This window comes from Streptomyces sp. NPDC005438 (assembly GCF_040606315.1).
Lineage (GTDB): Bacteria > Actinomycetota > Actinomycetes > Streptomycetales > Streptomycetaceae > Streptomyces.
Window position 1 is genome coordinate 413,596 of record NZ_JBEXEP010000006.1, and the last position, 24,827, is coordinate 438,422.

16 protein-coding genes (1 of these 16 running past the window's edge) are annotated in these 24,827 nt (G+C 73.4%); 9 read left to right on the forward strand and 7 right to left on the reverse strand.

Annotated elements, in window-relative coordinates; translation table 11 throughout:
- The 6 genes from ABZT14_RS15855 to ABZT14_RS15880 form a co-directional block, all read right to left on the reverse strand.
- On the reverse strand, positions 1-7,129 hold the start of the coding sequence (locus ABZT14_RS15855; RefSeq protein ID WP_356302132.1) for an amino acid adenylation domain-containing protein. It extends 10,265 nt beyond the left edge of the window; the window shows 7,129 of its 17,394 coding nt (coding positions 1-7,129); the start codon lies at positions 7,127-7,129; its stop codon lies off the left edge, out of view.
- A 120-nt stretch (positions 7,130-7,249) separates the two neighbouring features.
- Positions 7,250-9,292 (reverse strand): multicopper oxidase domain-containing protein, encoded by a 2,043-nt coding sequence (locus ABZT14_RS15860; protein WP_356302135.1) that lies wholly within the window; start codon positions 9,290-9,292, stop codon positions 7,250-7,252.
- Positions 9,289-9,510, reverse strand: a complete 222-nt coding sequence (locus tag ABZT14_RS15865) for an MbtH family protein (RefSeq protein ID WP_356302137.1) — start codon at positions 9,508-9,510, stop codon at positions 9,289-9,291. Before ABZT14_RS15865 ends, ABZT14_RS15860 begins: the two co-directional genes overlap by 4 nt.
- Positions 9,511-9,639: 129 nt before the next feature.
- Positions 9,640-10,806 carry an iron chelate uptake ABC transporter family permease subunit gene (locus ABZT14_RS15870; protein ID WP_356302140.1) on the reverse strand — a complete coding sequence of 389 codons (1,167 nt, stop codon included), beginning with the start codon at positions 10,804-10,806 and terminating at the stop codon, positions 9,640-9,642.
- A complete protein-coding gene (locus ABZT14_RS15875; RefSeq protein WP_356302143.1) occupies positions 10,803-11,858 on the reverse strand; it encodes an iron chelate uptake ABC transporter family permease subunit in 1,056 nt (351 codons plus the stop codon). The genes ABZT14_RS15870 and ABZT14_RS15875 overlap by 4 nt, the downstream gene beginning before the upstream one ends.
- Positions 11,859-11,868: 10 nt before the next feature.
- Positions 11,869-12,828, reverse strand: a complete 960-nt coding sequence (locus ABZT14_RS15880; protein ID WP_356302145.1) for a methionyl-tRNA formyltransferase — start codon at positions 12,826-12,828, stop codon at positions 11,869-11,871.
- A 190-nt stretch (positions 12,829-13,018) separates the two neighbouring features.
- On the opposite strand from ABZT14_RS15880, the gene ABZT14_RS15885 reads away from it, so the two are divergent.
- The 8 genes from ABZT14_RS15885 to ABZT14_RS15920 all read left to right on the forward strand — a co-directional run bounded on the left by ABZT14_RS15885 (position 13,019) and on the right by ABZT14_RS15920 (position 23,045).
- Positions 13,019-14,344 (forward strand): SidA/IucD/PvdA family monooxygenase, encoded by a 1,326-nt coding sequence (locus ABZT14_RS15885; RefSeq protein WP_356302149.1) that lies wholly within the window; start codon positions 13,019-13,021, stop codon positions 14,342-14,344.
- 33 nt (positions 14,345-14,377) lie between these two features.
- Positions 14,378-15,958, forward strand: a complete 1,581-nt coding sequence (locus ABZT14_RS15890; RefSeq protein ID WP_356302152.1) for an amidohydrolase — start codon at positions 14,378-14,380, stop codon at positions 15,956-15,958.
- A gap of 123 nt (positions 15,959-16,081) precedes the next feature.
- Positions 16,082-16,876: a 2,3-dihydro-2,3-dihydroxybenzoate dehydrogenase gene (locus tag ABZT14_RS15895; protein WP_356302155.1), complete on the forward strand. Its 795-nt coding sequence runs from the start codon at positions 16,082-16,084 to the stop codon at positions 16,874-16,876.
- Positions 16,877-16,922: 46 nt separating this feature from the next.
- On the forward strand, positions 16,923-18,131 hold the full coding sequence (locus ABZT14_RS15900; RefSeq protein WP_356302158.1) for an isochorismate synthase: 1,209 nt from the start codon (positions 16,923-16,925) through the stop codon (positions 18,129-18,131).
- Entirely contained in the window at positions 18,128-19,783 is a 1,656-nt protein-coding gene (locus ABZT14_RS15905; RefSeq protein WP_356302161.1) for a (2,3-dihydroxybenzoyl)adenylate synthase, read from the forward strand. Before ABZT14_RS15900 ends, ABZT14_RS15905 begins: the two co-directional genes overlap by 4 nt.
- A gap of 20 nt (positions 19,784-19,803) precedes the next feature.
- The gene (locus ABZT14_RS15910; protein ID WP_356302164.1) at positions 19,804-20,436 is read left to right on the forward strand and encodes an isochorismatase family protein; all 633 of its coding nucleotides are present in this window, start codon (positions 19,804-19,806) and stop codon (positions 20,434-20,436) included.
- A 3-nt stretch (positions 20,437-20,439) separates the two neighbouring features.
- Entirely contained in the window at positions 20,440-20,670 is a 231-nt protein-coding gene (locus ABZT14_RS15915; RefSeq protein ID WP_356302167.1) for a phosphopantetheine-binding protein, read from the forward strand.
- The gene (locus ABZT14_RS15920; RefSeq protein ID WP_356302170.1) at positions 20,667-23,045 is read left to right on the forward strand and encodes a condensation domain-containing protein; all 2,379 of its coding nucleotides are present in this window, start codon (positions 20,667-20,669) and stop codon (positions 23,043-23,045) included. The genes ABZT14_RS15915 and ABZT14_RS15920 overlap by 4 nt, the downstream gene beginning before the upstream one ends.
- 218 nt (positions 23,046-23,263) lie before the next feature.
- Here the strand turns inward: ABZT14_RS15920 and ABZT14_RS15925 are convergent, their stop codons facing one another.
- Complete coding sequence (locus ABZT14_RS15925; RefSeq protein WP_356302173.1) at positions 23,264-23,569, reverse strand: sialidase family protein; 306 nt, start codon at positions 23,567-23,569, stop codon at positions 23,264-23,266.
- 220 nt (positions 23,570-23,789) lie between these two features.
- Between ABZT14_RS15925 and ABZT14_RS15930 the strand changes: the two genes are divergently transcribed.
- Positions 23,790-24,824: an acyl-CoA desaturase gene (locus tag ABZT14_RS15930; RefSeq protein ID WP_356302176.1), complete on the forward strand. Its 1,035-nt coding sequence runs from the start codon at positions 23,790-23,792 to the stop codon at positions 24,822-24,824.
- The last annotated feature ends 3 nt before the right edge of the window (positions 24,825-24,827 follow it).

A 24,827-nucleotide genomic window follows, 5' to 3' on the forward strand; every position in this document is an offset into this window, starting at 1 on the left:
TGGGCCGGGCCGGCCGGGGGCGGTCGGTGGGCAGCCGCAGTTCGGACGGCACCCCGGCGAGCGCCTGCCGCCAGTGGTCCAACTGCCCCTGGAGCGCGGGGTGTTCGACCAGCCGGCGCTGCCACGTCGCGTAGTGGGCGTAGGAGACCGGCAGGGGCTCGAAGTGAGGTGCCCGCCCGGCCAGTCGGGCGGCGTACGCGGTGTGCAGGTCGGTCAGCATCGGGTCGACCGACCACTCGTCGCCGGCGATGTGGTGCAGCAGCAACAGCACGGTGTGCCGCCGGCCCTGGACGCACACGGTGACCCGGAAGGGGGGTTCCCGGTCCAGGGCGAAGGGCTGGGCGCACAGCCGGTCCAGTTCCTCGGTGAGTGCCGGCTCGCCGTCGGCCACCTCCCGTACCTCGACCGGGCCGCCGGCGGGCAGCACCCGCTGGTAGGGCTGGCCGTCGGCCTGGGGGAAGACGGTGCGCAGCACCTGGTGGCGCTCCACCAGGTCGGCCACCGCCCGGCGCAGGGCGTCCAGGTCGACCGGCCCGTCGAGGCGGAGCGTGAACGGCAGGTGGTAGGCGAGGGAGTCGCCGTCCTCGGCCTGGTCCAGGAACCACAGCCGGGCCTGCGCGGGGGACAGCGGTGGCCGCTCGGGCAGTTCCCCGGCGGTCAGGGGCGGGAGCGCCCGCTCCGGGGGGACGGTCAGGGCGGCGAGTCCCGCCACCGTCGGATGCTCGAACAGGCGCCGTACGGTGAGCCCCGGGCCCAGCGCCCGGTGGGCGCGGCCCACCAGCCGGGCGGCCAGCAGGGAGTGGCCGCCCAGGGCGAAGAAGTCGGCGTCGGCGTCCACCCGGTCCACCCCGAGGACCTCGGCGAACAGCGCGGCCAGCAGGATCTCGCGTTCACCCCGGGGCGGCCGGCCGCCGCCCCCGTCCAGCGCGAAGTCGGGTGCCGGCAGGGCGTTGCGGTCCAGCTTGCCGTTGGGGGTGCGCGGCAGCCGCTCCACCGGGAGCCAGCCGGTGGGCACCAGGTAGTCCGGCAGGCGGCGGGCGACCGAGTCGCGTACCCGTCGGGCCTCGTCCTCGGTGGTGGGGCCGACCAGGTAGGCCACCAGTCGGGGGGCGGGATGGTCGGCGCTGGTGTACGGCACCACGGCCGCGTCCCGTACCTCCGGGTCGGTGCGCAGGACGGCCTCCACCTCGCCGGGCTCCACCCGGTGGCCGCGGATCTTCAGCTGCTGGTCGGAGCGGCCGACGATCTCCAGGGTGCCGTCGGCACGCCAGCGGGCCAGGTCACCGGTGCGGTACATCCGCGAACCGGCCGGACCGTGCGGGTCGGCCACGAACCGTTCGGCGGTCAACTCCGGGCGGCCCCGGTAGCCGCGCGCCAGCCCGTCCCCGGACAGGTACAGCTCCCCCACCACCCCGGTGGGCAGCGGGCGCAGGCCCCGGCCCAGCACCTGGGCGCGGGTGTTCCACAGGGGCCGGCCCACGTGCGGGTGGCCGGCCGCCTCCTCGTCCAGCACCCCGAGGGTGGACCAGATGGTGGTCTCGGTCGGGCCGTAGAGGTTGACCACCTCGCCGGCCCGGGCGGCCAGTTCGGCGCCCAGGTCGGGTGGCAGGGCCTCGCCACCGGCGAGCACCCGCAGCCCGGCGACCACCTCGGGGTCCGCCTCCACCAGGGCACGCCACAGCGAGGGGGTGGCCTGCATCATGGTGGGCTCGCCCGTACGGATCAGCCGGGCGAGGGCCAGCGGGTCGCGTACCTGCTCGCGGTCGGCCAGCAGCACGGTGCCGCCGGTGACCAGCGGCAGGAACAGTTCCAGTACGGCGATGTCGAAGCCGACGGTGGTGACCGCCAGCAGCCGCTCCCCGGAGTCCGCCCCGTCGCCGTGGTCAGCGGCACCCCGTGTGTCGCCGACCGCGACAGCACCCCGCCCGTCGCCGGAGTCGACAGCACTCCGCCCGTCGCCGACCGCGACAGCACCCCGCCCGTCGCCGGAGTCGACAGCACTCCGCCCGTCGCCGACCGCGACAGCACACTGCCCGTCGCCGACCGCGACAGCACACTGCCCGTCGTCGGGGCCGACGACGGGCTGGTCCAGCCGTCCGGCCAGGCACAGCAGGAAGTTGGTGACCGCGCCCTCGGTCACGGCCACGCCCTTGGGGCGGCCGGTGGAGCCGGAGGTGTAGATGACGTACGCCAGGTGGTCGCCGTGCCGTTCGGCCGGCAGCGGCAGGGGCTCCAGTTCCTCCCACCGCTGGCCCGCGTCCCCGTCCAGCCGCAGGGTCAGCTCGTCCGGGTAGCCCTCGGGGCCCTCGCCCTCGGTCAGCAGCAGGGAGGGGCGGGCGTCGGTGAGCAGTTGGCTGACCCGCTCGGCGGGGAAGCCGGGGTCGACCGGCAGGTAGGCGGCTCCGGTACGGGCCACCGCCAGCAGGGCCACCAGCAGTAGGGGACCGCGCGACAGGCTGACGCCGACCAGGGTGTCGGGGCCGGCGCCCCGCTGGGACAGCAGCCGGGCCAGTCGGGCCGCGCGCTGGTCCAACTCGCGGTAGCTGAGCCGGTGTTCGCCACTGATCAGGGCGGTGCGCTCGGGGTGGGCGCGGGCGGTCGCCGCGCACAGGTGGGCCAGCCCCCGGGCCGGTACCGGCTCGGCCTCGCCCTCGACGATCCCCTCACCGGGGCTCAGCTCCCGGGTGGGCACGGTGTCCAGGGTGGGTACCGGTCGGCCGGGGTCGCGGACCACCTGGGCGAGGACCCGGGTGAAGGTGTCGGCGAGCCGTCGTACGTCGGCCGGGTCCCACAGTTCGGTGCGGTACTCCAGCTGACCGCTGGCGCGGCCGGCGGCCGGGTCCTCGCTGACGGTCAGTTGCAGGTCGAACTTGGCCTGGCCGGTGTTCACCAGCCGGGGCCGGCCCTGCTGTCCGGGCAGCAGGGGCTCCTCGGGCAGCTCCTCCCGTACCGCGAACAGCACCTGGAACAGCGGGCTCACCCCGGGCAGCCGGGCAGGGGCGAGTTCCTCCACGATCCGCTCGAAGGGCAGCTCCTGGTGGGCCAGCGCGGCCAGGTCGTCCTCCCGTACCCGCTCCAGCAGCTGGTGGAAGTCGGGGGCGCCGCTGAGGTCGGCGCGCAGCACCAGGGTGTTGATGAAGAAGCCCACCGCCTCGCCGAGGGCGGCGTCGTCGCGGCCGGCGACCGGTGCGCCCAGCACGATGTCCTCGCCGCAGCCCAGCTGGGACAGGGTCGCGGCGAAGGCGGCGTGCAGCACCATGAAGGTGGAGGTGCGGGAGGCCAGGGCCAACCGCCGTACGCCCTCGTAGAGTTCGGCTGGCAGCGCGAAGTCCAGTTCGGCGGCCGGACCGCCCAGGTGCCGGGGCCGGGGCGCGGCCCAGGGCAGCTGGAGCTGCTCGGGTACGCCGGCGAGCCGCTGACGCCAGTACGCCAGCTGCTCCTCCTCGTGGACGGCGACCACCCGCCGCTGCCAGAGGGCGAAGTCCACGTTCTGCGCCGGCAGCGGCGCCCAGTCGGGGGCGTGGCCGGCCCGCCGGGCGGTGTAGGCGGTGGACAGGTCCCGCAGCAGATGGGGCAGGGACCACTCGTCACCGGCGATGTGGTGCAGCACCAGCAGCAGGACATGCCGCTGGTCCGGGCCGCTGAGGAGGGCCGGCCGCAGGGGCACCTCACGGTCGATGGCCAGGGGCCGGGCGGCCACGCTCCGTACGGTGGCGTCCAGCTGCTCCCCGGTCACCTCGCCCCGGAGCAGTTCCACCCCGGCCTCGGCGGTGGACAGCACCCGCTGGTGGGGCTCGCCCTCCACGGCGGGGAAGACGGTGCGCAGCACCTCGTGGCGCTCCACCAGGTCCTCGACGGCCGCCTGGAGGGCGTCGAGGTCCACCGGTCCGCGCAGCTCCACCGCCAGCGGCACGTTGTAGGAGGCGCTGGGGCCCTCGGCCTGGTACAGGAACCACAGCCGGCGCTGCCCGAAGGACAACGGCGGCCGTTCCGGGCGGGGTTGGACGGTCAGCGGCTCCCGGGCGGTGCGGGCGGCGTCCACCAGGGGCGCCAGCCGACGGGCGGTCGGGTGGTCGAACAGGGCCCGTACCGGCACCTCGACCCGGGCGGCCGAACGCAGCGCGGTCACCATCCGGGCGGCGCTCAGGGAGTGGCCGCCCAGGGCGAAGAAGTCCGCGCCCGGGGACACCTCCGCCCGGTCCACCCCGAGGGCGTCGGCGAACAGCCGGCACAGCAGGGCCTCGGTCTCGGTGGCCGGGGCAGGGTCGCCCTGCTCGTCCTCCCGCCGGGGGGTCCAGGCGGGCAGGGCCCCCCGGTCGACCTTGTCGTTGGGGGTGCGGGGCAGCCGGTCCAGGGCGACGTAGTGGCCGGGTACCAGTGGCGGCGCCAGGTGGTCGGCCAGGTGGTCGCGCAGTGCGTCCCGGTCGAGGTCGCTCACGTGGTAGGCGACCAGGGTCAGTTGGCCGTCGGCCAGGGGTTGGGCGACCACGGCCGCCTCCCTCACCCGGGGGTGGAGCAGCAGGGCGCTCTCCACCTCGCCGGGCTCCACCCGGTGGCCCCGGATCTTCACCTGGGAGTCGGCGCGGCCGAGGATGTCCAGGGTGCCGTCGGGGCGCCAGCGGGCCAGGTCACCGGTGCGGTACATCCGCGAACCGGCCGGACCGTACGGGTCGGCCACGAACCGTTCGGCGGTCAGCTCCGGGCGGCCCCGGTAGCCGTGGGCGAGCCCGTCCCCGGCGAGGTACAGCTCTCCGACCACCCCGGTGGGCGCGGGGGTGAGGGCCGCGTCCAGCACCAGCGCGGTGGTACGGCGCAGGGGCCCGCCCACGTGGGGGGCCGGCCAGTCGCCCTCGTCCAGTCGGGCGCCGGTGGAGTAGACGGTGGTCTCGCTGGGCCCGTACATGTTGTAGAAGCCCTCGCCCAACTCGCCCAGCCGGCGCGCCAGGTCGGGGGTGACCGCCTCGCCACAGCTGAGCATCCGCAGCCCCCGCAGCCGCTCGGGCAGCGCGTCGGCCAGCAGCCGCCACAGCGAGGGGGTCGCCTGCATCACGGTGGGCGCGGTGGCCTCGATCAGCTGGCCGAGCGCGAAGGGGTCGCGTACCTCCTCGGCGGTGGCCAGGGTCACCGAGCCACCGGTCAGCAGGGGCAGGAACAGTTCGGTGACCGAGATGTCGAAGGACACCGTCGTCACCGCCACCATGCGGTCCTCCGGCGTCAGGGGCACGGTGTCCCGGGTGGCGGCCAGCAGGTTGGCCAGCGCGCCCCGGGTCACCACGACGCCCTTGGGGCGGCCGGTGGAGCCGGAGGTGAAGATCAGGTAGGCGACGTCCGCCTCGGTGACCGTGACCGGTCCGACCTCCGGCGCCGACCGGCCGGTACGGCCCTCGGGGTCCAGCACCAGGGTGGGGGCGGCGGTCTCCCACCGTTCGGGGTCGTCGGTCAGCAGCAGTCGGGGCCGGCTGTCCTCCAGCACCACCCGGATGCGGGAGGCGGGGTGCTCGGGGTCCAGCGGCACGCTGCCGGCGCCCCTGCGGGCGATGGCCAGCAGGGCCACCAACAGCGCCTCGGTACGGGGCAGGGCCACCGCCACCAGGTCACCCCGGCCCACTCCCCGGGCGGCCAGCACCCGGTTCAACTCCTCGACCCTCCGGTCGAGTTCGGCGTAGCTGAGGGTGCGCCCCGGTCGGCGTACCGCGACCGCCTCGGGGGTGGCGCGCACCTGGGTGGCGAAGCCCTCGGTGAGGTCCAGGGTCGGGCCCCAGCGGTCGTCGTCGGCACGACCGAAGCCGTCCAGCAGGCGGTCGCGCTCGGTGGGGTCGACCACCTCCAGGCGCCCGGTCAGCAGGCCGGCGCCGGCGGCGCCGAGTCGGCCCAGTCGGCGCAACAGGGCGGCGAACCGCCCCGCGTGGTCGGCTAGTTCCGTTCGCTCGTACAGTTCGGGGTTGCCGTCGAAGAGGACCTCCAGGCCCTCCGCGCCGCCCAGTCCGCTGACGGTGACGGTGAGGTCCTCGACCGCCCCGGCGGCCAGGTAGTGGGCGCGGCCCTGGCAGGAGCCGAAGGACAGTTCGGTGGGGAAGGGCTTGATGTTCAGCTGCGGCCCGTACAGCCGGCGGCCCTCGCCGAACAGGCCCAGCTCCCGCCGCAGCCGCTCGCCCCGGTACCGCTGGTGCCGGCGCTGGGACCGCAGGGACCGCACCACCTGGCGGACCAGGGTGCCCAGGGGTTCGGTGTGGTCCACCGCCACCCGCAGCGGCAGTACGTTGACGGTGGTGGCCGGCACCCTGGCCAGACTTCCGGGGCGGTTCATCAACGGCAGTCCGATGACCGCCTCGGGGGCGCCGGTCAGCCGGGTGAGGTAGACCGCCCAGGCCGCGGCCACCACCTCGGGCCAGGTGGCTTTCACCTCGGCCCCCAACTCCCCGAGTTGGGCGGCGACTTCGCCTTCCAGCCGCTGACGGTGCCGCAGGAAGTGGTCGGCGGTGCCGGTGGCGTGGCGGGTGCTGAGGGTCACCGGCCGGGGCCGGTCGGCCATCAGGGCGCGCCAGTGCTCCAGGTCGGCGCGTTCCTGGTCGGAGTCGGCGTACTCCCGGTCGGCCTCCAGCACGTCACCCACCGAACCCAGTCGCGGCGCGGCGGGTTCCTCCCCCGCCTCCAGGGCGCGGTAGTTCTCCGCCAGTCGTTCGGCGAAGCGCAGGAAGCCGTAGCCGTCCAGCAGGATGTGGTGGCAGCGGTGGTACCACAGCCACTCCCGCTCCCCCACCCGCAGCAGGGCGTGGTGGTAGAGCTGGCCGCCCTCCAACTCCACGGCGCGGGACCGTTCCTGACGCATCCACTCCTCGGCCGCCCGCCGGGGCTCGGGCCGTCCGCGCAGGTCCAGCCGGGTCGGCTCGGCCGGGGGTACGGCGCCCAGCTCCTGCCGGGCCCAGTCCCCCTCGGCCACCAGCCGCGCCGACAGCCCGTCGGTCTCCGCCACGGTCCGCCGCAGTGCCCGACAGAAGGCGTCCGGGTCCAGCGGGCCGGTCAACTCCACGTATTCCGCGGTGAGGTAGACCGGGTTGGCGGGGTCGACCCGCTGTGCGGACCAGAGTCCACGCTGCGCCTCGGTGAGCGGCAGACTGCGGATGCTCATGCGGAACTCTCCTGGCGAGGCGGACCCGGGGGTCCGGTCGGAATGGGGGCTCGTCGGTTTCGGCGCATGGCTGGCACCGCCCGGGCGGGTTCACCCGGGCGGATGCCTACGCCGGGCGGGTCAGTGGTGGCCGCCGTGCTCTCCGGCGTGCTGGGCGGCGATGTCCAGCACGGCCTTGGGCTGCACCAGGAAGGGACGCATCATCATCATGTCCTCGTGCTCGTAGATGTGGCAGTGGTGCATGAAGCGACCGGCCGGCCCGTCGAACTCGGCCGCCACGGTGACCATCTCGTTGGGCGAGAGGCTGATGACGTCCTTGGGGCCCTTCTCGGCGGGGGTGAGGCTGCCCTTCTTCTTGAACTTGATGGGCTTCTTGGTGCCCATGCCCCAGCCGCCGCCGTCGAGTTCGAAGGCCTCGAAGCCGCTGGTGTCGTACACGTCGCGGCTGAGCCCCTGGAAGGCGACCGAGTGCAGGTGCATCGGGTGCGGGTAGGCGCCCTCGGACTTCTCCAGGCTGAGGAAGGTCCACCGCTCGGTGTCACCGGCCGCCACCTGGAACCGCACCGGGTCCTGGAAGTTGACCGCGACCCGCTTGAAGGTGCGCACCTTCCCCTTGGCGTCCTCGACCTGCACGATGCCGTCGATGGGCAGCTTGCCCTTGGGTGCCTCGACCTCCTCCATCTCCCACAGTTCGGCGTCCTTGGGGTAGATGGGGGTGACGACCACCAGCCGCTCCTTGGTGCCCTTGACCTTCTCCTCGGTCAGGGGGCGGAAGGAACGGGCGGCGACCTTGGGCGGGGTGAAGCCGTCGCCCACGGCGCGGGAGGCCACCCGGAACTGCATCAGGTCCGGTCGGGCCCCGGGCTCGGGCATGGCGTTGACCAGCCGCAGCCGCTGTCCCCGCACCCGGGAGAAGTCGACCAGCAGGTCGGCCCGTTCGCCGGGGGTGAGGGAGATGCCGTCGGTGATCCGAGCCGGCTTGGGCAGCAGTCCGGCGTCCGTGCCGACCTGGAGGAAGGCCTCGGGCGGGAGGGACTTGCCGTCCTCGTCGAGGATCTTCAGCAGGTACGGGCGGTTGTTGGAGGCGTTCAGGGCGCGGAAGCGGTACCAGCGGGCGTCCACGTCCAGGTGCGGCCAGATCACCCCGTTCACCAGGTTGAAGGGCCCGGTGTAGGGGCGGGTGAGTTCGTAGGGGTCGTCGGCGACCACGATGCCCTTGTAGAGCAGGTCGCCGTTGAACTCGCCCTCGCCGTCCAGGTCGAGGTTGCGGTCGAAGAAGACCAGCGGGATCTCGTGGTCGCCGGACGGCAGGCCGAGGGCGGCCTCCTCCTCGTCGCGTATCCAGTACGAGCCGGCGACCAGCCCGGACACCACGTTGAGGTGGGTGATGTGCATGGCGTGGTCGTGGTACCAGAGGCCGCAGGCGCGCTGCTGGTTGGGGTACTCCGCCAGTTGGGCGGCCCCGGGCAGCACCGCGTTCTCCGCCCAGCCGTCGTTGCCCCCGCCGGTGACCGCGCCGTGCAGGTGCACCACCGCCCAGGGCGGCAGCGCGGCCACGTCCTTGCGGGGGCTGCCGCCCTCCCGGCCGGGCCGGTCCCACATCAGCGGGTCGTCGGGGTCCTCGGGGGCGACGAAGGGCACCCGTACCGCGACCACCGGGAAGTCACCGCGCAGTTCGTTCTCCCAGGCGATACGCAGCTTCCGGCCGCGCCGGGCCTCGATGGTGGGGCCCAGGTGGCCGCCCTCGTAGGTCCACAGCCGGGTGTGCGGCAGGTCGCGGTGCAGCCGGACCCGGGCCTGGCGCATGGTGACCGTCAACTCCCCGCCCCGGCCCCGGAGTACGGGTGGTACGGGAAGCCGGTCCACGAAGGGCTTGAGGTCCTTGGCGGCCTTCGCCGCGCGGGCGGCCTGGGCCGCCTGGGTGGTCCGCGAGGCGCCGGTGGCGTGGTGGTGGCCGGCCTGGGTGACGCCCCGGGCGCCGGGCACCTGGTCCAGCGGGGTGCCCAGGGCCACGGTCATCATGTCCGGGCGCGGAGGGGCGAAGACGGGGTTGTTGCCGGTGGGCACCGAGGAGCCGACGAGGGCCGCCCCGCCGACCGCGCCCGCTCCGGCGAGGAACCTGCGTCGGGCCAGCTTGGTACGAGAGAACGCGAATGGGTTCATGACGGGTCGGAGGCCATGCTCTCTATGAGGCTCTTGGGGCGAAGGTCGGTCCAGTTCCGCTCGACGTACTCCAGGCACGCCTGGCGGGAGTCCTCGGGGTGCACCACGGTCCAGCCGGCCGGCACCTCGGCGAAGGCGGGCCAAAGGGAGTGCTGGCCCTCGTCGTTGGCGAGCACCAGGTAGCTGGCCTCGTCGTCCTCGAATGGGTTGGTGGTCACAACGTCCTCCTTGTAGTTAGGCAAGCCTAACTTTAGCTACCGGTCGGGGACAAGCCCAGCTCGGGGGCGTCGAACGTGGCGCATCCGACACCCCCTCACCACCCCAAGGGCGGCCGGGCGGAAGGGGGTTCAGGCCCGGCCGCTGCGCCGCCGGAACAGCACCCAGGCCAGGTAGGCGCCGCCCAGCACCGCCGTGGTGACCCCCACCGGCAGCTGGCTGTTGCGCTGGGTGTCGTCCACCAGGGCCAGCCACCCGACCCGTTCCCCCACCCAGGCCAGGACCAGGAAGAACTGCCCCGACATCAGGTGGGCGGCGGACAGCAGGGCGGCGCCGACCGCGCCGGCGGACAGCACGCTCACCCCGGGGGCGCGGGTCAGCATCGCCGCGATCTGAGGGGCCGCCAGGGCGATGAAGGGCACCGGGCCCGCGCTGGCCACCGCCACCCCGCACAGGCCGACGCCCAGCAGGGTCAGCGCGATCCGGGACCGGTTGACCGGGACGCCCAGACCGCTGGCGAGTTCGTCGCCCAGCTCCAGCATCCGCAGCTGACGCCCCAGCAGGACGGCCAGCGGCAGCAGCACCACCAGGGCGACGGCCATGGCCTGGACCGAGCCCCAGGTGCGGCCGTTGAGGGTGCCGATCATCCACACGTGGGCGTTCTGGGCGTCGTTGAGGGCGGAGCGGGTGAGCAGGTACGAGTTGGCCGAGCCCAGCATCGCGGTCACGCCCAGCCCGATCAGCACCAGACGTACCCCGTGCAGTCCGCCCTTGGAGGCCAGCAGGAACACCACCAGGGCGGTCACCAGTCCCCCACCGATGGCCCCCAGGGCGACCTGGGTGGCCCCGCCCCCGACGGTGACGATCACCATGATCGCCCCGGTGGCCGCGCCGGAGTTGAAGCCGATCACGTCCGGGCTGGCCAGCGGGTTGCGGGAGATGCTCTGGAAGATGGCCCCGCTGATGCCCAGGGCGCAGCCCACCAGGATCGCCAACAGCGCCTGGGGCAGGCGTTCCTGGTTGACGAAGTGCACCGCGAGCCGTTCCCCGGTGCCGAAGAACAGGGCGCGGGCCACCTCGCCCGGGGCGACGGTGTACGCGCCCATGCACAGCCCGACGCCCAGCAACAGGACGGACAGCAGGACGGCCAGCAGGCTGACGACCAGGGTGCGGCCGTGCAGCCGGAAGGTGATCCGGCCCGAGCCGAGGGAGACGGGGCGTACCGCGCCCACCGTGGGCCCAGGGCGCGCGTCGGTGCCCGGATCGGCTGAGGTGTCCGGGGTGGCGGTCGGGGTCACAGCGAGATCTCCTTACGGCGCCGCACCATGGCGATGAACACCGGGGCGCCCAGCAGCGCGGTCACCGCGCCCACCTCCAACTCCCCCTCGGACAGGGCGACTCGGCCCAGGATGTCCGAGCTGAGCAGCAGCACCGGGGCGAGCAGCATCGAGTACGGGAGCACCCAGCGCATGTCGGGGCCGGTCAGCCAGCGGGCCACCAGGGGCACCACCAGGCCGACGAAGCCGATCGGGCCGGCCGCCGCGGTCGCCGAGCCGCACAGCAGGGTCACCGCGACCACGCCCCAGATCCGGGTGCGGGCCAGCTTGGCTCCCAGGGCCCGCCCCAGGTCGTCGCCCAGGGCGAGGGAGTTCAGCGGGCGGGCCAGCAGCAGGGCGACGAACAGGCCGACGACCACGAACGGCAGCAGGTCCAGCACCAGGTCGGGCTTGCCGCCGGCCAGTGAGCCGATCATCCAGAACCGGAGGTAGTCGTAGGTGCCCAGGTCGAAGACGGTGAGCCCGGCGATCACCCCGGTGAGGCTGGCGCTGACCGCCGCCCCGGCCAGGGCGAGGCGTACCGGGGTGGGCCCGCCCCGGCCGGAGGCGCCCAGCAGGTACACCAGCACCGTGGTGGCCGCCGCTCCGAGGAAGGAGAACCAGACCACGGAGGTGAACCCGCTCAGTCCGATCACGCCCATGCCGAAGACCACGGCGGCCGAAGCGCCGGCGTTGACGCCCAGCAGGCCGGGGTCGGCCAGGGGGTTGCGGGTCAGGGACTGCATCACCGCCCCGGCGGCGCCGAGTCCGGCGCCGACCATCAGTCCGACCATGGTGCGCGGCAACCTCAGTTCCCGGATCACCTCGGTGCTGTAGGAGCCGTCGTCGCCCCACAGGGCGGACCACACCTGTGCCAGCGAGGTGTCCTTGGTGCCGATCCAGGTGCTCAGCACCACCAGCAGCAGTACGACCCCGCCCAACACCGCGAGCCCTCCGCCGCGCAGCAACGCCTGGGCGCCGCGCGGCCGTCGGGTGGCCTCGGTGTCGGGTCGGGGTCTCGTCGAGAGACTCACGTGCCGCCGCTCACCGACCCGTGACGGGGTGGCTGGTGAGGTAGCCGCCCATGGTGCGGAAGTACTCCTTGGCCGACAGCTCCCGGTCGTCCTCGGTGCGCAGTCGCTGGATGACCAGGCCCCGGCTCCGGCCGCGCCGGGCCTCGGGGCCGGCGACGATCACCACGCCGTCGCCCTCGGGGATGAAGATCCGCCCGGGGGTGCCGCCGTAGTGGGCCTCGGAGACCTGGGCCTGGACGATCCGCAGCCGCTTGTCGCCGTGGTAGCAGTAGGCGTTGGGGTACGGGTCGGACTGGGCGCGCACCAGGCGGTCCAGGTCCTCGGCGGGCCAGGTGAAGTCGATCCGGCTGTCCTCCAGGGACCGCTTGTGGAAGAAGCTGGCCCGGGACCGGTCCTGGGGGGTCCACCGCGCCTCGCCGGAGTCGATCAGCTCCAGGGACTCGGTCACCAGGGGCTCGATCAGGTCCACGGTGCGGTGGAACAGGTCGGTGGCGGTGTCCCGGGGCCCGACGGTCACCGCGCTGCGCAACAGCACGTCACCGGCGTCCAGTTCGGGGTTCATCTTGTGGGCGGTGACGCCCACCTCGGACTCGCCGTTGAGCAGCGCCCAGATGATCGGGGAGAAGCCCGCGTACGCCGGCAGCAGGGAGTCGTGCACGTTGAGGGTGCCGTGCGGGGGCAGGTCGTAGACCTCCGGGGGCAGCCAGGTGCGCCAGTTGTTGGCGACGATCAGGTCCGGCGCGGCCTCCTTGAGCGTGGCCAGCAGTTCCTCGTCGTCGGGCCTGTTGCGCAGCAGCACCGGCACCCCGTGCTCCTCGGCGAGGTCGGCCACCGAGTCGCCCCAGATCCTCTCGTAGACGTGCTCGCTCTTGGGGTGGGTCACCACCAGAACGACCTCGTGCCGGGAGTCCAACAGCGCCTTGAGCGTGCGGTGGCCCCAGGTCTGGTAGCCGAACATGGCAACCCGCATCGTGTGCTCTCCACTCTCTCGTCTCGTCTTCGCCGGTGTCACCAGGTCGGTCGGGCGACTGTCCGACATGGTGTCGGTTGCCCAACTCGACCTCGCCACAGGGGTGATGTCCCGTGAGGAGCGCCACCCCGCATTGCAAAGTAAGGCTAACCTTACCTACGATTGCGCCGGCTAGGGAGGCGATGCTGCGGTGAATCAAGTCCGCCGCGAAACGGAAACCATCTACGACGTGCTGGGGATCGGGTTCGGACCCTCCAACCTGGCACTCGCCATCGCGATCGAGGAGCACAACAGCCGCACTACCGCTGACCGGCGGCTCAAGGCCGCCTTCTGGGAGAAGCAGCCACGCTTCGGCTGGCACCGCGGGATGCTGATCGACGACGCGACCATGCAGGTCTCCTTTCTCAAGGACCTGGTCACCATGCGCGACCCCACCAGCGGGTTCAGCTTCCTGTGTTACCTGAAGGAGCGCGACCGGCTGGTCGACTTCCTCAACCAGAAGACCCTCTTCCCGCTGCGCATCGAGTTCCACGACTACTTCGAGTGGGCCGCCGCGCGACTGGAGCACCTGGTGGACTACGGCCACCAGGTGGTGGGCGTGGAGCCGGTCTTCGAGGGCGACCGGGTGGAGTACTTCGACGTCACCAGCACCACCCCCGACGGGGGTTCGCTGGTGCGCCGCACCCGCAACCTCTGCGTGGCCACCGGCATGACCCCGCGCATACCCAACGGCGCGCAGGTCTCGGACCGGGTCTGGCACAACCGCGACCTGGTGCCCCGGGTCGAGGAGTGGGCCGACCGCGCCCCGGAACGGGTGATGGTGCTGGGCGCGGGGCAGAGCGCGGCCGAGGCGGTGGCGTACCTGCACCGGAAGTTCCCCAGCGCCGAGGTCTGCGCGGTGTTCGCCAAGTACGGCTACACCCCTGCCGACGACTCGCCGTTCGCCAACCGGGTGTTCGACCCGGAGGGGGTGGACGTGTTCTACCAGTCGCCCCCCGAGGTCAAGCGCTCGCTGATGGACTACCACCGGTCGACCAACTACTCGGCGGTCGACCTGGAACTGATCGACGCGCTGTACCGGGCCCAGTACCAGGAACAGGTGCAGGGCACCCGGCGGCTGCGGTTCATGAACGTCTCCCGCCTCCGGGAGACGGCGCCCACCGAGGACGGGCTCCGGGTGACCGTCGAGCACCTGCCCACCGGTGAGCGCCAGTCGCTGGACGTCGACCTGCTGGTGTACGCCACCGGGTACCAACTCCCGGACCCGGGCGAGCTGTTGGGCAAGGCCGACAAGCTGTGCCTGCGGGACGACGAGGACAGCCTCCAGGTCGGCCGGGACCACCGGGTACGCGTCTTCGACCAGGTGAGCGCGGGTATCTACGTACAGGGCAGCACCGAACACACCCACGGGATCACCTCCACCCTGCTGTCCCACACGGCCATGCGGTCCGGGGAGATCCTGGACTCGCTGCTGGCCCACACCCACGAGGTCCAGCCCTCAGGCACCATCGGCTGACGGACCCCGCTCCCCCACGTCGAAAGGCCCCCCATGCTCGACCTCAAGCTGGTCAACGCCCGTGTGCTCACCCTCGACCGGGAGCACCCACGGGCCACCCAGCTGGGAGTGTGGCGGGGCCGGGTGTTCGGTCTGGACGAGCGGGTGGCCGAGCTGCCCGCTCGCCGGGTCTGGGACCTGGACGGCCGGGTGGTGATCCCCGGGTTCGTGGACGCCCACGTACACCTGGCGTGGGCCGGGCTCAAGTCCGGCACGCCCTCGGTCGCCCCCAGCGACTCCGTCCCGGCCATCCTGGACGGGGTGCGGGAGGCGGCCGACCGGGTCGGCCCGGACGACTGGGTGGACGTGGCCGGTTACGACCAACGTCCGCTGGGCCGTCACCTGACGGCCGGTGAGCTGGACGCCGCCGCCCCGGGTCGCCGGGTGATCCTCACCCACGACTCCGGTCACTCCTGCGTGGTGAGCACCCCGGTGTTGCGGATGCTGCCGGAGGACACCGTCCACCAGGACGGCGTGCTGGTGGAGGGCGGGATGGCGGCGGTACGCCAGCTGCGGATGCCCTACTCCGAGGCCGAGTTGGGCCGCGCCCTGCGACGCTCCACCGGGGTGTGCGTCTCGGAGGGCGTGACGGCCTGCGCCGAGGCCGGTATCGGGGGCGGGCTGGTCACCCACTCCCCGGTGGAGCTGGCGGCCTACCAGTCGCTGCGCGAGGCGGGCCAACTCCCGCTGCGCGTGCAGCTGATGGTGGCCGCCGCCGCCCTGCACCCGGTCGGCGCCCACCCGCAGGACGGCCCCGGAGAGGGCCTGGACCTGGGGCTGCGCACCGGCTTCGGGGACGACCGGCTGCGGCTGGGGGCGCTGAAGATCTTCACCGACGGCGGGATGATGCCCCGTACCGCCGCCCTCACCGAGCCGTACGAGGGCCTGGAGCACGCCGGCGAACTGTACGCGGACCCCGAGGAGTTGACGGACACCATCGTGCGCGGCCACCTGGCGGGCTGGCAGCTGGCCATCCACGCCATCGGGGACCGCGCGGTGGACCTGGCCCTGGACGCGGTGGCCGAGGCCCAGCGCCGGCACCCCCGGCCGGGAGCCCGGCACCGGGTGGAGCACGCCGGCCTGGTGCGGCCCGACCAGTTGCCCCGGTTCGCGGAACTGGGGCTGGGGGCGGTCGTCCAGCCCGGTTTCCTGTGGTACCTGGGCGACGACTACGCCCCGCTGATGGGCCCCCGCCGCGCCCCGTGGCTCTACCGGGGCCAGTCGTTCCTGGACCACGGCGTCCCCCTGGCCGGCAGCTCCGACCGGCCGGTCACCGTCGGCGCCCCGCTGCGGGCGGTGGAGGTGATGGTGCGTCGGGCCAGTTCCAGCGGCCTGCCCATCGGCCCCGACGAGGCGATGTCGGTGGAGGACGCGCTGCGCGCCTACACCCTGGGCTCGGCCTACGCCTGCCACTGGGAGGACGAGGTCGGCAGCCTGACGCCCGGCAAGTGGGCGGACTGGGTGGTGCTGTCCGAGGACCCCTGTCGGGTCGACCCGGAGCGCATCGGCCAGATCGAGGTGTTGGGCACCTTCGTGGCGGGTGAGTCGGTGTACGGCCTCTCCGCTCCGGGCTGAACACCCCACCGCCGTACACGAGTTGACGACCGTCCAGGGCCCGGCGCCCGAGGGGGCTCACCGTCGCGGCCAGCCACGGAAGCTGTTAAGTTAGGCTTACCTAAGTATTCGGGAGGGTTGCTGATGTCCCCACACGCTCCGCGCCCCGGCGCCGAGTTCGCCGGCCGCACCGCGCTGGTCACCGGCGCGGCCCAGGGCATCGGCGCCTCCGTCGCCCGGGCGTTGGCCGACGTCGGCACCACCGTGGCGGCCACCGACCGCCAGGTCGAACCGCTCCACCAGGTCGCCGAGGAGCACCGGGACGGGGACATCCGCCCCTTCCCCCTCGACGTGACCGACCGCACGGCGGTGGAGTCGGTGGTGGACCGGGTGGAACGCGAGGTCGGCCCGATCGACATCCTGGTCAACGTCGCCGGGATACTCCGTACCGCCCCGGCCACCAAGCTCAGCGCCCGGGACTGGGAGGAGACCTTCGCGGTCAACGCCACCGGGGTCTTCCACACCGGCCAGGTGCTCGGCTCGCGGATGGCCGAACGGAACCGGGGCTGCGTCATCACCGTCGGCTCCAACGCCGTCGGCGTCCCCCGTACCGGCATGGCCGCCTACGCCGCCTCCAAGGCGGCCAGCACCATGTTCACCAAGTGTCTGGGCCTGGAACTGGCCCGCAGCGGGGTGCGCTGCAACATTGTCGCCCCCGGCTCCACCGACACCCCGATGCAGCGTCAGCTGTGGACCGACTCCGACGCCGAACGACGGGTCGTCGAGGGCGACCCGGAGAACTGGCGCACCGGCATACCGCTGGGCCGGCTCGCCCAACCCCAGGACATCGCCGAGGCGGTCGTGTTCCTCGCCTCGGACCGGGCGCGCCACATCACCCTGCACGAGCTGTACGTCGACGGCGGCGCCACCCTCAACTGAGCGCAGCCGCCCCCACGCCCTCACCCACCGGAGAATTGGAGCGATCGTGTCGTCGACGGCACCCGAAGTCGCCTCGCCCCCCACCAAGGGGCACCAGACACATCCCGCGGTCGGAACGGCCACCGCTCTGCTGGACGCCTACACCCCCGGCTCCCGGTTCCTGGCCACCCCCCGCCACACCCTCCTCACCCGGGGGGTGCGCACCCATGTGCCCCACGGGCCCGCGCCGTTGGCCGAGCGGGTGGCCCACACACTGCGCTCGGTCCACACCGACAGTTCGCTCACGCCCCTGGTCATTGGGGCCGTGCCCTTCGACCAGAACGCGCCCAACGCCCTGGTGGTCCCCGAGGTGGTCTCCGCCGCCTCCCCGCTGCGGGCCGACCCCCTGATATCCCTCCCGCCCTCGGCGGCGCCCCGACACCGGTGGAACATCACCGCGCACCCCTCGGAGGAGGTGTACGCCAAGAACGTCGCCGAACTGGTGACCCGGATGCGGTCCCGGGAGTTCGACAAGGTCGTCCTCTCCCGCACCCTGGAGCTGGAGTCGGAGGAGCGGGTGAACCTCCCGGCGATGCTGCAACGGCTGGCCCGGCGCGACCCGACCGGCTACACCTTCGCCCTGCCGGTGGACCAGCGGCGCACCCTGCTGGGCGCCAGCCCCGAACTGCTGGTCTCCCGCGAGGGGAACCGGGTGGTGGCCAACCCCCTGGCCGGCTCCACCCCACGGAGCGGTGACCTGGCCGAGGACGTGCGCCGGGCCGCCGCCCTGCTGGACTCGGACAAGGACCTGCACGAACACGCGGTGGTGGTGGAGGCGGTACGCGAGGCGTTGGGCCGCTTCTGCTCCACCCTCGACGTACCGGGCCGGCCCACCCTGACCCGGACCGCCACCATGTGGCACCTGTCCACCACCGTCACCGCCACCCTGGACCAACCCTCGGTGTCCGCCCTGGAGTTGGCCTCCGCGCTGCACCCCACCCCGGCCGTCTGCGGCACCCCCACCGACCTGGCTCGTGAGGTGATCACCGACACCGAGGGCTTCGACCGGGGGTACTTCACCGGCATGGTCGGCTGGGGCGACGCCCAGGGCGACGGCGAGTGGGTGGTGACCCTGCGCTGCGCGGAGGTGGCCGAACGCTCGCTGCGGCTGTACGCCGGGGCGGGCATCGTGGACGCCTCCCAGCCGAGGGCGGAGGTGGAGGAGACGGAGGCGAAGTTCCGTACCTTCCTGCACGCGGTGGGGGTCGAGCGATGAGCCGGCCGACCACACCGGACGCGCCGACCTGGCCGGAGGACTTCGCCCGGCGGTACCGGGAGGCCGGCTGGTGGCGCGGGGAGACCTTCGGCCAGGTGCTGAGGGAGCGTGCCCGCGCCCACCCCGACCGGCCGGCCGTGGTCGACCCCACCCGGGGGGTGCGCTGGACCTACGCCGAACTGGACGGCAGGGCCGACCGGCTGGCCGCCGGACTGTGGGCCCGCGGCGTGCGCCCCGGTGACCGGCTGGTGGTCCAACTCCCCAACCAGGCCGAGTTCTTCGAGGTGCTGTTCGCCCTGTTCCGGCTGGGCGCGGTACCCGTCCTCGCGCTGCCGGCGCACCGGGAGACCGAGATCTCCTACTTCTGCTCCTTCGCCGAGGCCGTCGGCTACGTCATCCCCGCCGAACACGAGGGCTTCGACCACCCGGGGCTGGCCACCAAGATCCGCGACCAGGCCCCCTCACTGCGGAACGTGTGGGTGGTCGACGCGGACGAGGGTGACCTGCCCGAGGGCTGCGAGCCCCTGTCCCGGGTGCCCACCCGGCCCCGGCCCCTGCCCGAGCCGAAACCGAGCGACCTGGCGCTGCTCCAGCTGTCCGGCGGAAGCACCGGGGTGCCCAAGCTGATCCCCCGTACCCACGACGACTACCTGTACTCGATCTGGGCGTCCAACGAACTGTGCGGGGTGGACGCCGACAGCGTCTACCTGTGCGTGCTGCCCGCGCCCCACAACTTCCCGATGTCCTCCCCCGGCACCCTCGGGGCCCTGTACGCCGGGGCCCGGGTGGTGATGTGCCCCGCGCCCAACCCCGACGTGGCCTTCCCCCTGATCGAGAGCGAGCGGGTCACCCTCACCGGGCTGGTGCCCCCGCTGGCCCTGGTGTGGATGGACGCCGCCGAGAAGCTCGGCCACGACCTGAGCAGCCTGCGGCTGCTGCTGGTGGGCGGCGCCAAGTTCAGCGAGTCGGCGGCCCGCCGGGTCCGGCCCAGCCTGGGCTGCGCGCTCCAGCAGGTGTTCGGGATGGCCGAGGGACTGGTCAACTACACGCGGCTGGACGACCCGGAGGAGGTCGTCCACACCACCCAGGGCCGCCCCATCTCCCCCGACGACGAGGTCCGGGTGGTCGACGACCAGGACCGCGACCTGCCGGACGGTACGCCCGGCCACCTGCTCACCCGGGGCCCGTACACCATCCGGGGGTACTGGCGGGCGCCCGAGCACAACGCCCGGGCCTTCACCGAGGACGGCTTCTACCGCACCGGCGACATCGTGCGACGCACCGGGACCGGCCACCTGGTGGTGGAGGGCCGGGCCAAGGACCAGATCAACCGGGGCGGGGAGAAGATCGCCGCCGAGGAGGTGGAGAACCTCATCCTCACCCACCCCGCCGTGTTCGACGTGTCCGTGGTGGCCGTCCCCGACGACTACCTGGGCGAACGCAGCTGCGCCTATGTGATCCCCCGTCAGGGCGTCACCCCACCCCGGCCGGTGGACATCAAACGCCACGTACGACAACGGGGTCTGGCCGCCTACAAGGTGCCCGACCGGGTGGAGTTCGTGGAAGCCTTCCCCCAGACCGGCATCGGCAAGGTGTCCAAGAAGGACCTGCGCGCCCGTACCCGAGAGGACGAGCGGGCACCCCGCGACTGACCCCTGGAGAAAGACCCCCCATGGCACTGCCCAAGATCAGCCCCTACCCCCTGCCCGGACCGGAGGACCTGCCCCCGGGAAAGGTGGAGTGGACCGTCGACCCCGCTCGGGCGGTGCTGCTGATCCACGACCTGCAGAACTACTTCCTGTCGGCCTACGACACCGAGGCCGAGCCCGTTCCCCAACTGCTCGACCACGTGGGGCGGTTGCGGCGACGGGCCCACGAGCTGGACGTCCCGGTGTACTACACCGCCCAGCCCGGCGGGCAGACCCCCGAGGAGCGCGGGCTCCAGATGGACTTCTGGGGACCGGGCCTGCCGGACGACCCCGCCGCCCGGGCCATCCCCGAGGTGATCGCCCCACAGGAGCGGGACCGGGTGCTCACCAAGTGGAAGTACAGCGCCTTCGTCCGCAGCCCGTTGGCCGAGCAGATGGCCGAGGAAGGCCGGGACCAGCTGGTGCTGTGCGGGGTGTACGCCCACATCGGGGTGCTGATGACCGCCGCTGACGCCTGGATGCGGGACATCCGGGCGTTCCTGGTGGCCGACGCAGTCGCGGACTTCTCGGCCGAGGACCACCGGATGGCCCTGCGCTACGCGGCCGGCCGCTGTGCCGCGCTCACCACCACCGACCGTGTCTTCCCGAGGAGCTGAACCATGGCACTCACCGCAGAACAGATCCGCGAGGACGTCGCCGACGTGCTGGGCGAGGACCCCGTCGACATCCCCGACGACGAGAACCTGGTCGACTACGGCCTGGACTCCATCCGTCTGATGACCCTGGTGGAACGCTGGCGCGGACAGCACGAGAAGCCGGTGTCCTTCGCCGACCTGGCCGAGGAACCCGCTCTGGAGAAGTGGGTGAGAGTCCTGGGGGCGGATGCATGATCGCCTCGCCCGGGCCACTGACCGCGCCCCGTCCGGGGCTGCCGCTCAGCGCCTCACAACGGGGCCTGTGGCACTGGCCCGGGCTGCCGGTCGACAGTCCCCTGCGGGCGGTGGCCGACCGTACGGTGATCGACGGGCCCCTGCGGGTACCCCTGTTCCGTCGGGCGCTGCGACGCACCCTCCAGGAGGCCGAGGCCCTGCGGGTACGGCTGTGGGAGGAGCACGGCCGGGTGCGCCAACTCCCCCTGCCCAGCCCCTCCTCGCGGCTCCCGGTGGTGGACCTGCGCGGGGAGCGGCGGCCGGAGCGGGTGGCCGAGGAGTGGATGGCCGCCGCCCTGGAGGGGCCACTCGCCCCCGAAGAGGGGCACCTGTACGAGCACGCGCTGCTGCGGCTCGCCGAGCGGCGCTGGTGCTGGTTCCAGCGGGCCCACCACGTACTGGTGGACGCCCCCGGCCGGCAGCTGGTGGTCGACCGTACCGCCGAGCACTACACGGCCCTGCTCGGAGGGCGGCCGGCCGGACCCAACCCCTTCGCGCCCCTGGTCGCGGACGCCTCCGCCGAGGAGGGGACGCGCACCCGGTCTGACGCACCGGTGGCCCAGGCCCCCACCCGGGCGCCGTCGCGGACGACCGGCACCCTGCCCGCCGCGCTGACCGCCCGACTCCGCGCCCGGGCCGGAGAGTTGGGCGTCGGCACCCTCGAACTGGTGCTGGCCGCCCAGGCGTTGATGACCGCCCGAGAGCGGCAGCGCGACCGGGTCACCCTCGGCGTCACCGTGCGCCCGGAGGGGACCTCCCGCGTGCCTCGCCCACCCACCCCGGTACGCACCAGCCACACCGTGACCGTGACGGTGGACGCCGGGGAGCACCACACCCTCGCCGACCTGGTGCGGCGGCTGGCACGGGCGGTCCGGGGAGCCGGGTCACGGCGCCCGGACCCGGGCGCGCCCCCGCCCGCCGCCCTGCCCTGGGTGACCCACCCGCTGGCCCCGCCCCGGCCGGTACGGTTCGGCCCCGCCCGGGCCCACACCCGCAACCTGCGCCGAGGTCCGGTCGGCGACCGGGCCCTCGCCCTGTACGAGACGCCGCGGGGGCCGACGCGGCTGGAGCTGGACGGCGACCCCGACCGGTACGACCAGCGGGCGCTGCGTACCCAGTGGCACCGGCTGGTGGGGGTGCTGGGCGCCCTCACCGAGGGGTCCGCGCAGCGGCGGCTGGGCACGCTGGCCGTCCTGGCGGCGGACGAACACGCCGAGTGGCGGCGGGAGTTGGCACAGGCACGGCGTCCGGTACCGGCCACCACCGCCATCGGCCCCCTGGAGGCGACCGCGCGCAGGCGCCCCTCGACCCCGGCGGTGAGCGACGAACCCGGCGACCTGGACCACCGCTCGCTGCACTCGGCCGCCAACCGGCTGGCCCGACGTCTGGTCGCCGAGGGCGTGCGGCCCGGGGTGCCGGTCGCGGTGGACCTGCCGCACGGTCCGGGCCGGCTGCTGACCCAGCTCGCGGTGTGGAAGGCCGGTGGCGCCCTGCTGTCCGGGCGGGTGTCCGAGGGCGAGTGGTACGAGCGGGCCCTGCGGGTGCCCCACGACGAACTCGACGGCAAGCGCCTGGACCGGGGCGAGGTGGAACGCGGTGACCTGCTGGACACCCCGCCGGCCCGGGCGCTGACCTGCCGTCACCCCGCCCTGGTGGACCGGGTACGGGGGCGGGTGGTGGCCCACTCCCACCGGCTGCTGGACCTGCGGGCCCGGTGGCTGGGGGCGCTGCTGGGCCTGGACACCGGCTCCCGGGTCTGGGTCTCCCCCCTGGCGTGGGAGCACTGGGCCGCCTGGCCGCTGCGCCACTCGGCGCGGGTACTGCTGACCGAACGTCCGCTCCCGGACCCGGCGCCCACCGTGTGGTGCGCGCACGGACGGGAGCTGACCGGGCTGCTGAACCGCCCCTGGACCGGCCCGGCCCCGGCCCATCTGCTGTGCGTGGCGGGCGAGTTGAGCCCGGAGGCCGAACGGGGCGCCGTCCGGCGGTTCCCGGGGGTGACCGTCCACCGGTTGCTGGACCTGCCCGGCGCCCCCTCGGTGCTGCACCGGGCCACCGGCGCCCGGCCGGCCCCCTGCCGTCCGCTGTGGAACACCCGCGCCCTGGTGCTGGACCGGGCGCTGCGCCCCTGCGCGCCGGGGGTGGCGGGGCTGCTGTACGTGGGCGGTGAGGGACTGGTCGAACCGGCGCCCACCGACCCCGGGGGCGGTGCCGGACCGGCGGTGCCCGACCCCTGGGGCCCCGAGGGCTCCGTCATGCGGGCCACCGGAAGGATCGCGGTACGTGAGGGCGGCGGACTGCGGCTGCTGGGCGACGCGGGGACGCCGCCCGACTGAACGCCCCGGTCACCACGGGCGGCTCGGGACTCCAGCCCGTCGGTGACCGGGGTTCGGGTGGGCCCGGCTGGATGGACCGGGCCCACCCTCCCTCCCCCGCGAGCTGTTCGAGAGCGGGTTTCCGACATGCCTCGGCGGCACGCCCGGTGCGGCTGCCGCACCCGGGCGCGTGGGCCTCTCACGCCGTCCGGTCCCCCGGCCCTGTTCGGTCTGGTCGCTCACCCCGCCGAGGGCTCGGTCGGTGGGGTGTCGGGCGTCCGCTGGGTCGTACAACGGGGGCAGCGACAGGGCGGGAAGCTGCCCGGGCTGAACTCCAGAGGCGGGTCGGTGGAGACCACGTACCGGGGTCCGCTCCAGGTGCGGCCCCCGTCCCGGGAGATCCGCAGGGTCATCCGGTGGTCCCCGGGTCTTTCCTCCTCTCCCTCACGGGAGTCGTCCCCGGTACGGGAGCTGGGGGTGGGCGGTCTGGTCTCCGGTTCGGCCCTGGCACCGGGGCCGGGATCGGCGTCGGTCGTCTCGCTCATACTCCGAGGGTGAACCGGGCGGCGCGGTCCCGCCAGCCGTGTTACGGGGTGGTCGAACGTCCGTGCCGGTACCCGTATATCCGACATCGCCCCGGGGCGAACCCGCCACCGAGACGCCCGGGGTGGTGCTAGGTACACCCCCACCAGGGCATTCAAGTCCCCCTTGCATGGAGGGGTTGAGCGGCTGTACCGGGCCGACGAAGATCGTCAGACTCTGCACATGACGACAACGCTCACCGAACCGTCACCCGCCCGCCGTCCGGGCAGCGACTTCGCCCCACTCTCCCGCGCCGTCGCGGAGGCGGGCCTGATGCGCCGCAGGCCGGGCTACTACGCGGTGCGGCTCACCCTGGTGATAGGCACCCTCCTCACCGGTTGGGCCGGTTTCCTCGTACTGGGTGACAGCCCCTGGCAGTTGCTGCTCGCGGTCGGAATGGGCCTGGCCTTCGGGCAGTTGGCCCTCGCCGCACACGACGTGGCGCACCGTCAGGTCTTCCGTGGTCGCGGCGTCAGCGAGCTGGCCGGCCGGCTGATCGGCAACCTGGGCATCGGGATGTCCTACGGCTGGTGGATGAACAAGCACACCCGCCACCACGCCAACCCCAACCACGAGGAACTGGACCCGGACGTGTCCCCGGAGATCCTGGTGTGGTCCCAGCGGCAGGCGAAGGCCAGCCAGGGGGTGCCCCGGTTCATCGGCCGTCACCAGGCGTGGCTGTTCTTCCCGCTGCTGACCCTGGAGGGGTTCAACCTGCACGTCTCCAGCGTGCGGGCGCTCTGGGCCCCCACCACCAAGCGTCGTCTGTGGGAGGGGCTGCTGCTGGGCGCGCACATCGTGGGCTACCTCGTCGCCCTGTTCTGGGTGCTGGACTGGGGGCTGGCGCTGGGCTTCCTGGCGATCCACCAGGCGGTGTTCGGCGTCTACCTGGGCTGCGCCTTCGCCCCCAACCACAAGGGGATGCCCACCCTGACCGGTGACGACCGCCCGGACTTCCTGCGCCGTCAGGTGCTCACCTCCCGCAACGTCAGCGGAGGTTGGTTCACCGACCTGGCCCTGGGCGGGCTGAACCACCAGATCGAGCACCACCTGTTCCCCAACATGCCCAGCCCGCACCTGCGTCGGGCCAAGCCCCTGGTGCGGGCCCACTGCGAGCGGTTGGGCATCCCGTACCACGAGACCGGGCTGGTCGCCTCCTGGCGTGAGGCGCTGACCCACCTGCACCAGGTGGGCGCTCCGCTGCGGGACGAACGCTGAGGC

What these genes read in the sequence shown, in the direction of transcription:
- ABZT14_RS15925 (WP_356302173.1), bottom strand. Translation starts at nt 23,569, where the DNA reads ATGAGCGAGACGACCGACGCCGATCCCGGCCCCGGTGCCAGGGCCGAA.
- ABZT14_RS15930 (WP_356302176.1), top strand. Translation starts at nt 23,790, where the DNA reads ATGACGACAACGCTCACCGAACCGTCACCCGCCCGCCGTCCGGGCAGC.
- ABZT14_RS15895 (WP_356302155.1), top strand. Translation starts at nt 16,082, where the DNA reads ATGTCCCCACACGCTCCGCGCCCCGGCGCCGAGTTCGCCGGCCGCACC.
- ABZT14_RS15910 (WP_356302164.1), top strand. Translation starts at nt 19,804, where the DNA reads ATGGCACTGCCCAAGATCAGCCCCTACCCCCTGCCCGGACCGGAGGAC.
- ABZT14_RS15880 (WP_356302145.1), bottom strand. Translation starts at nt 12,828, where the DNA reads ATGCGGGTTGCCATGTTCGGCTACCAGACCTGGGGCCACCGCACGCTC.
- ABZT14_RS15920 (WP_356302170.1), top strand. Translation starts at nt 20,667, where the DNA reads ATGATCGCCTCGCCCGGGCCACTGACCGCGCCCCGTCCGGGGCTGCCG.
- ABZT14_RS15890 (WP_356302152.1), top strand. Translation starts at nt 14,378, where the DNA reads ATGCTCGACCTCAAGCTGGTCAACGCCCGTGTGCTCACCCTCGACCGG.
- ABZT14_RS15860 (WP_356302135.1), bottom strand. Translation starts at nt 9,292, where the DNA reads ATGAACCCATTCGCGTTCTCTCGTACCAAGCTGGCCCGACGCAGGTTC.
- ABZT14_RS15915 (WP_356302167.1), top strand. Translation starts at nt 20,440, where the DNA reads ATGGCACTCACCGCAGAACAGATCCGCGAGGACGTCGCCGACGTGCTG.
- ABZT14_RS15905 (WP_356302161.1), top strand. Translation starts at nt 18,128, where the DNA reads ATGAGCCGGCCGACCACACCGGACGCGCCGACCTGGCCGGAGGACTTC.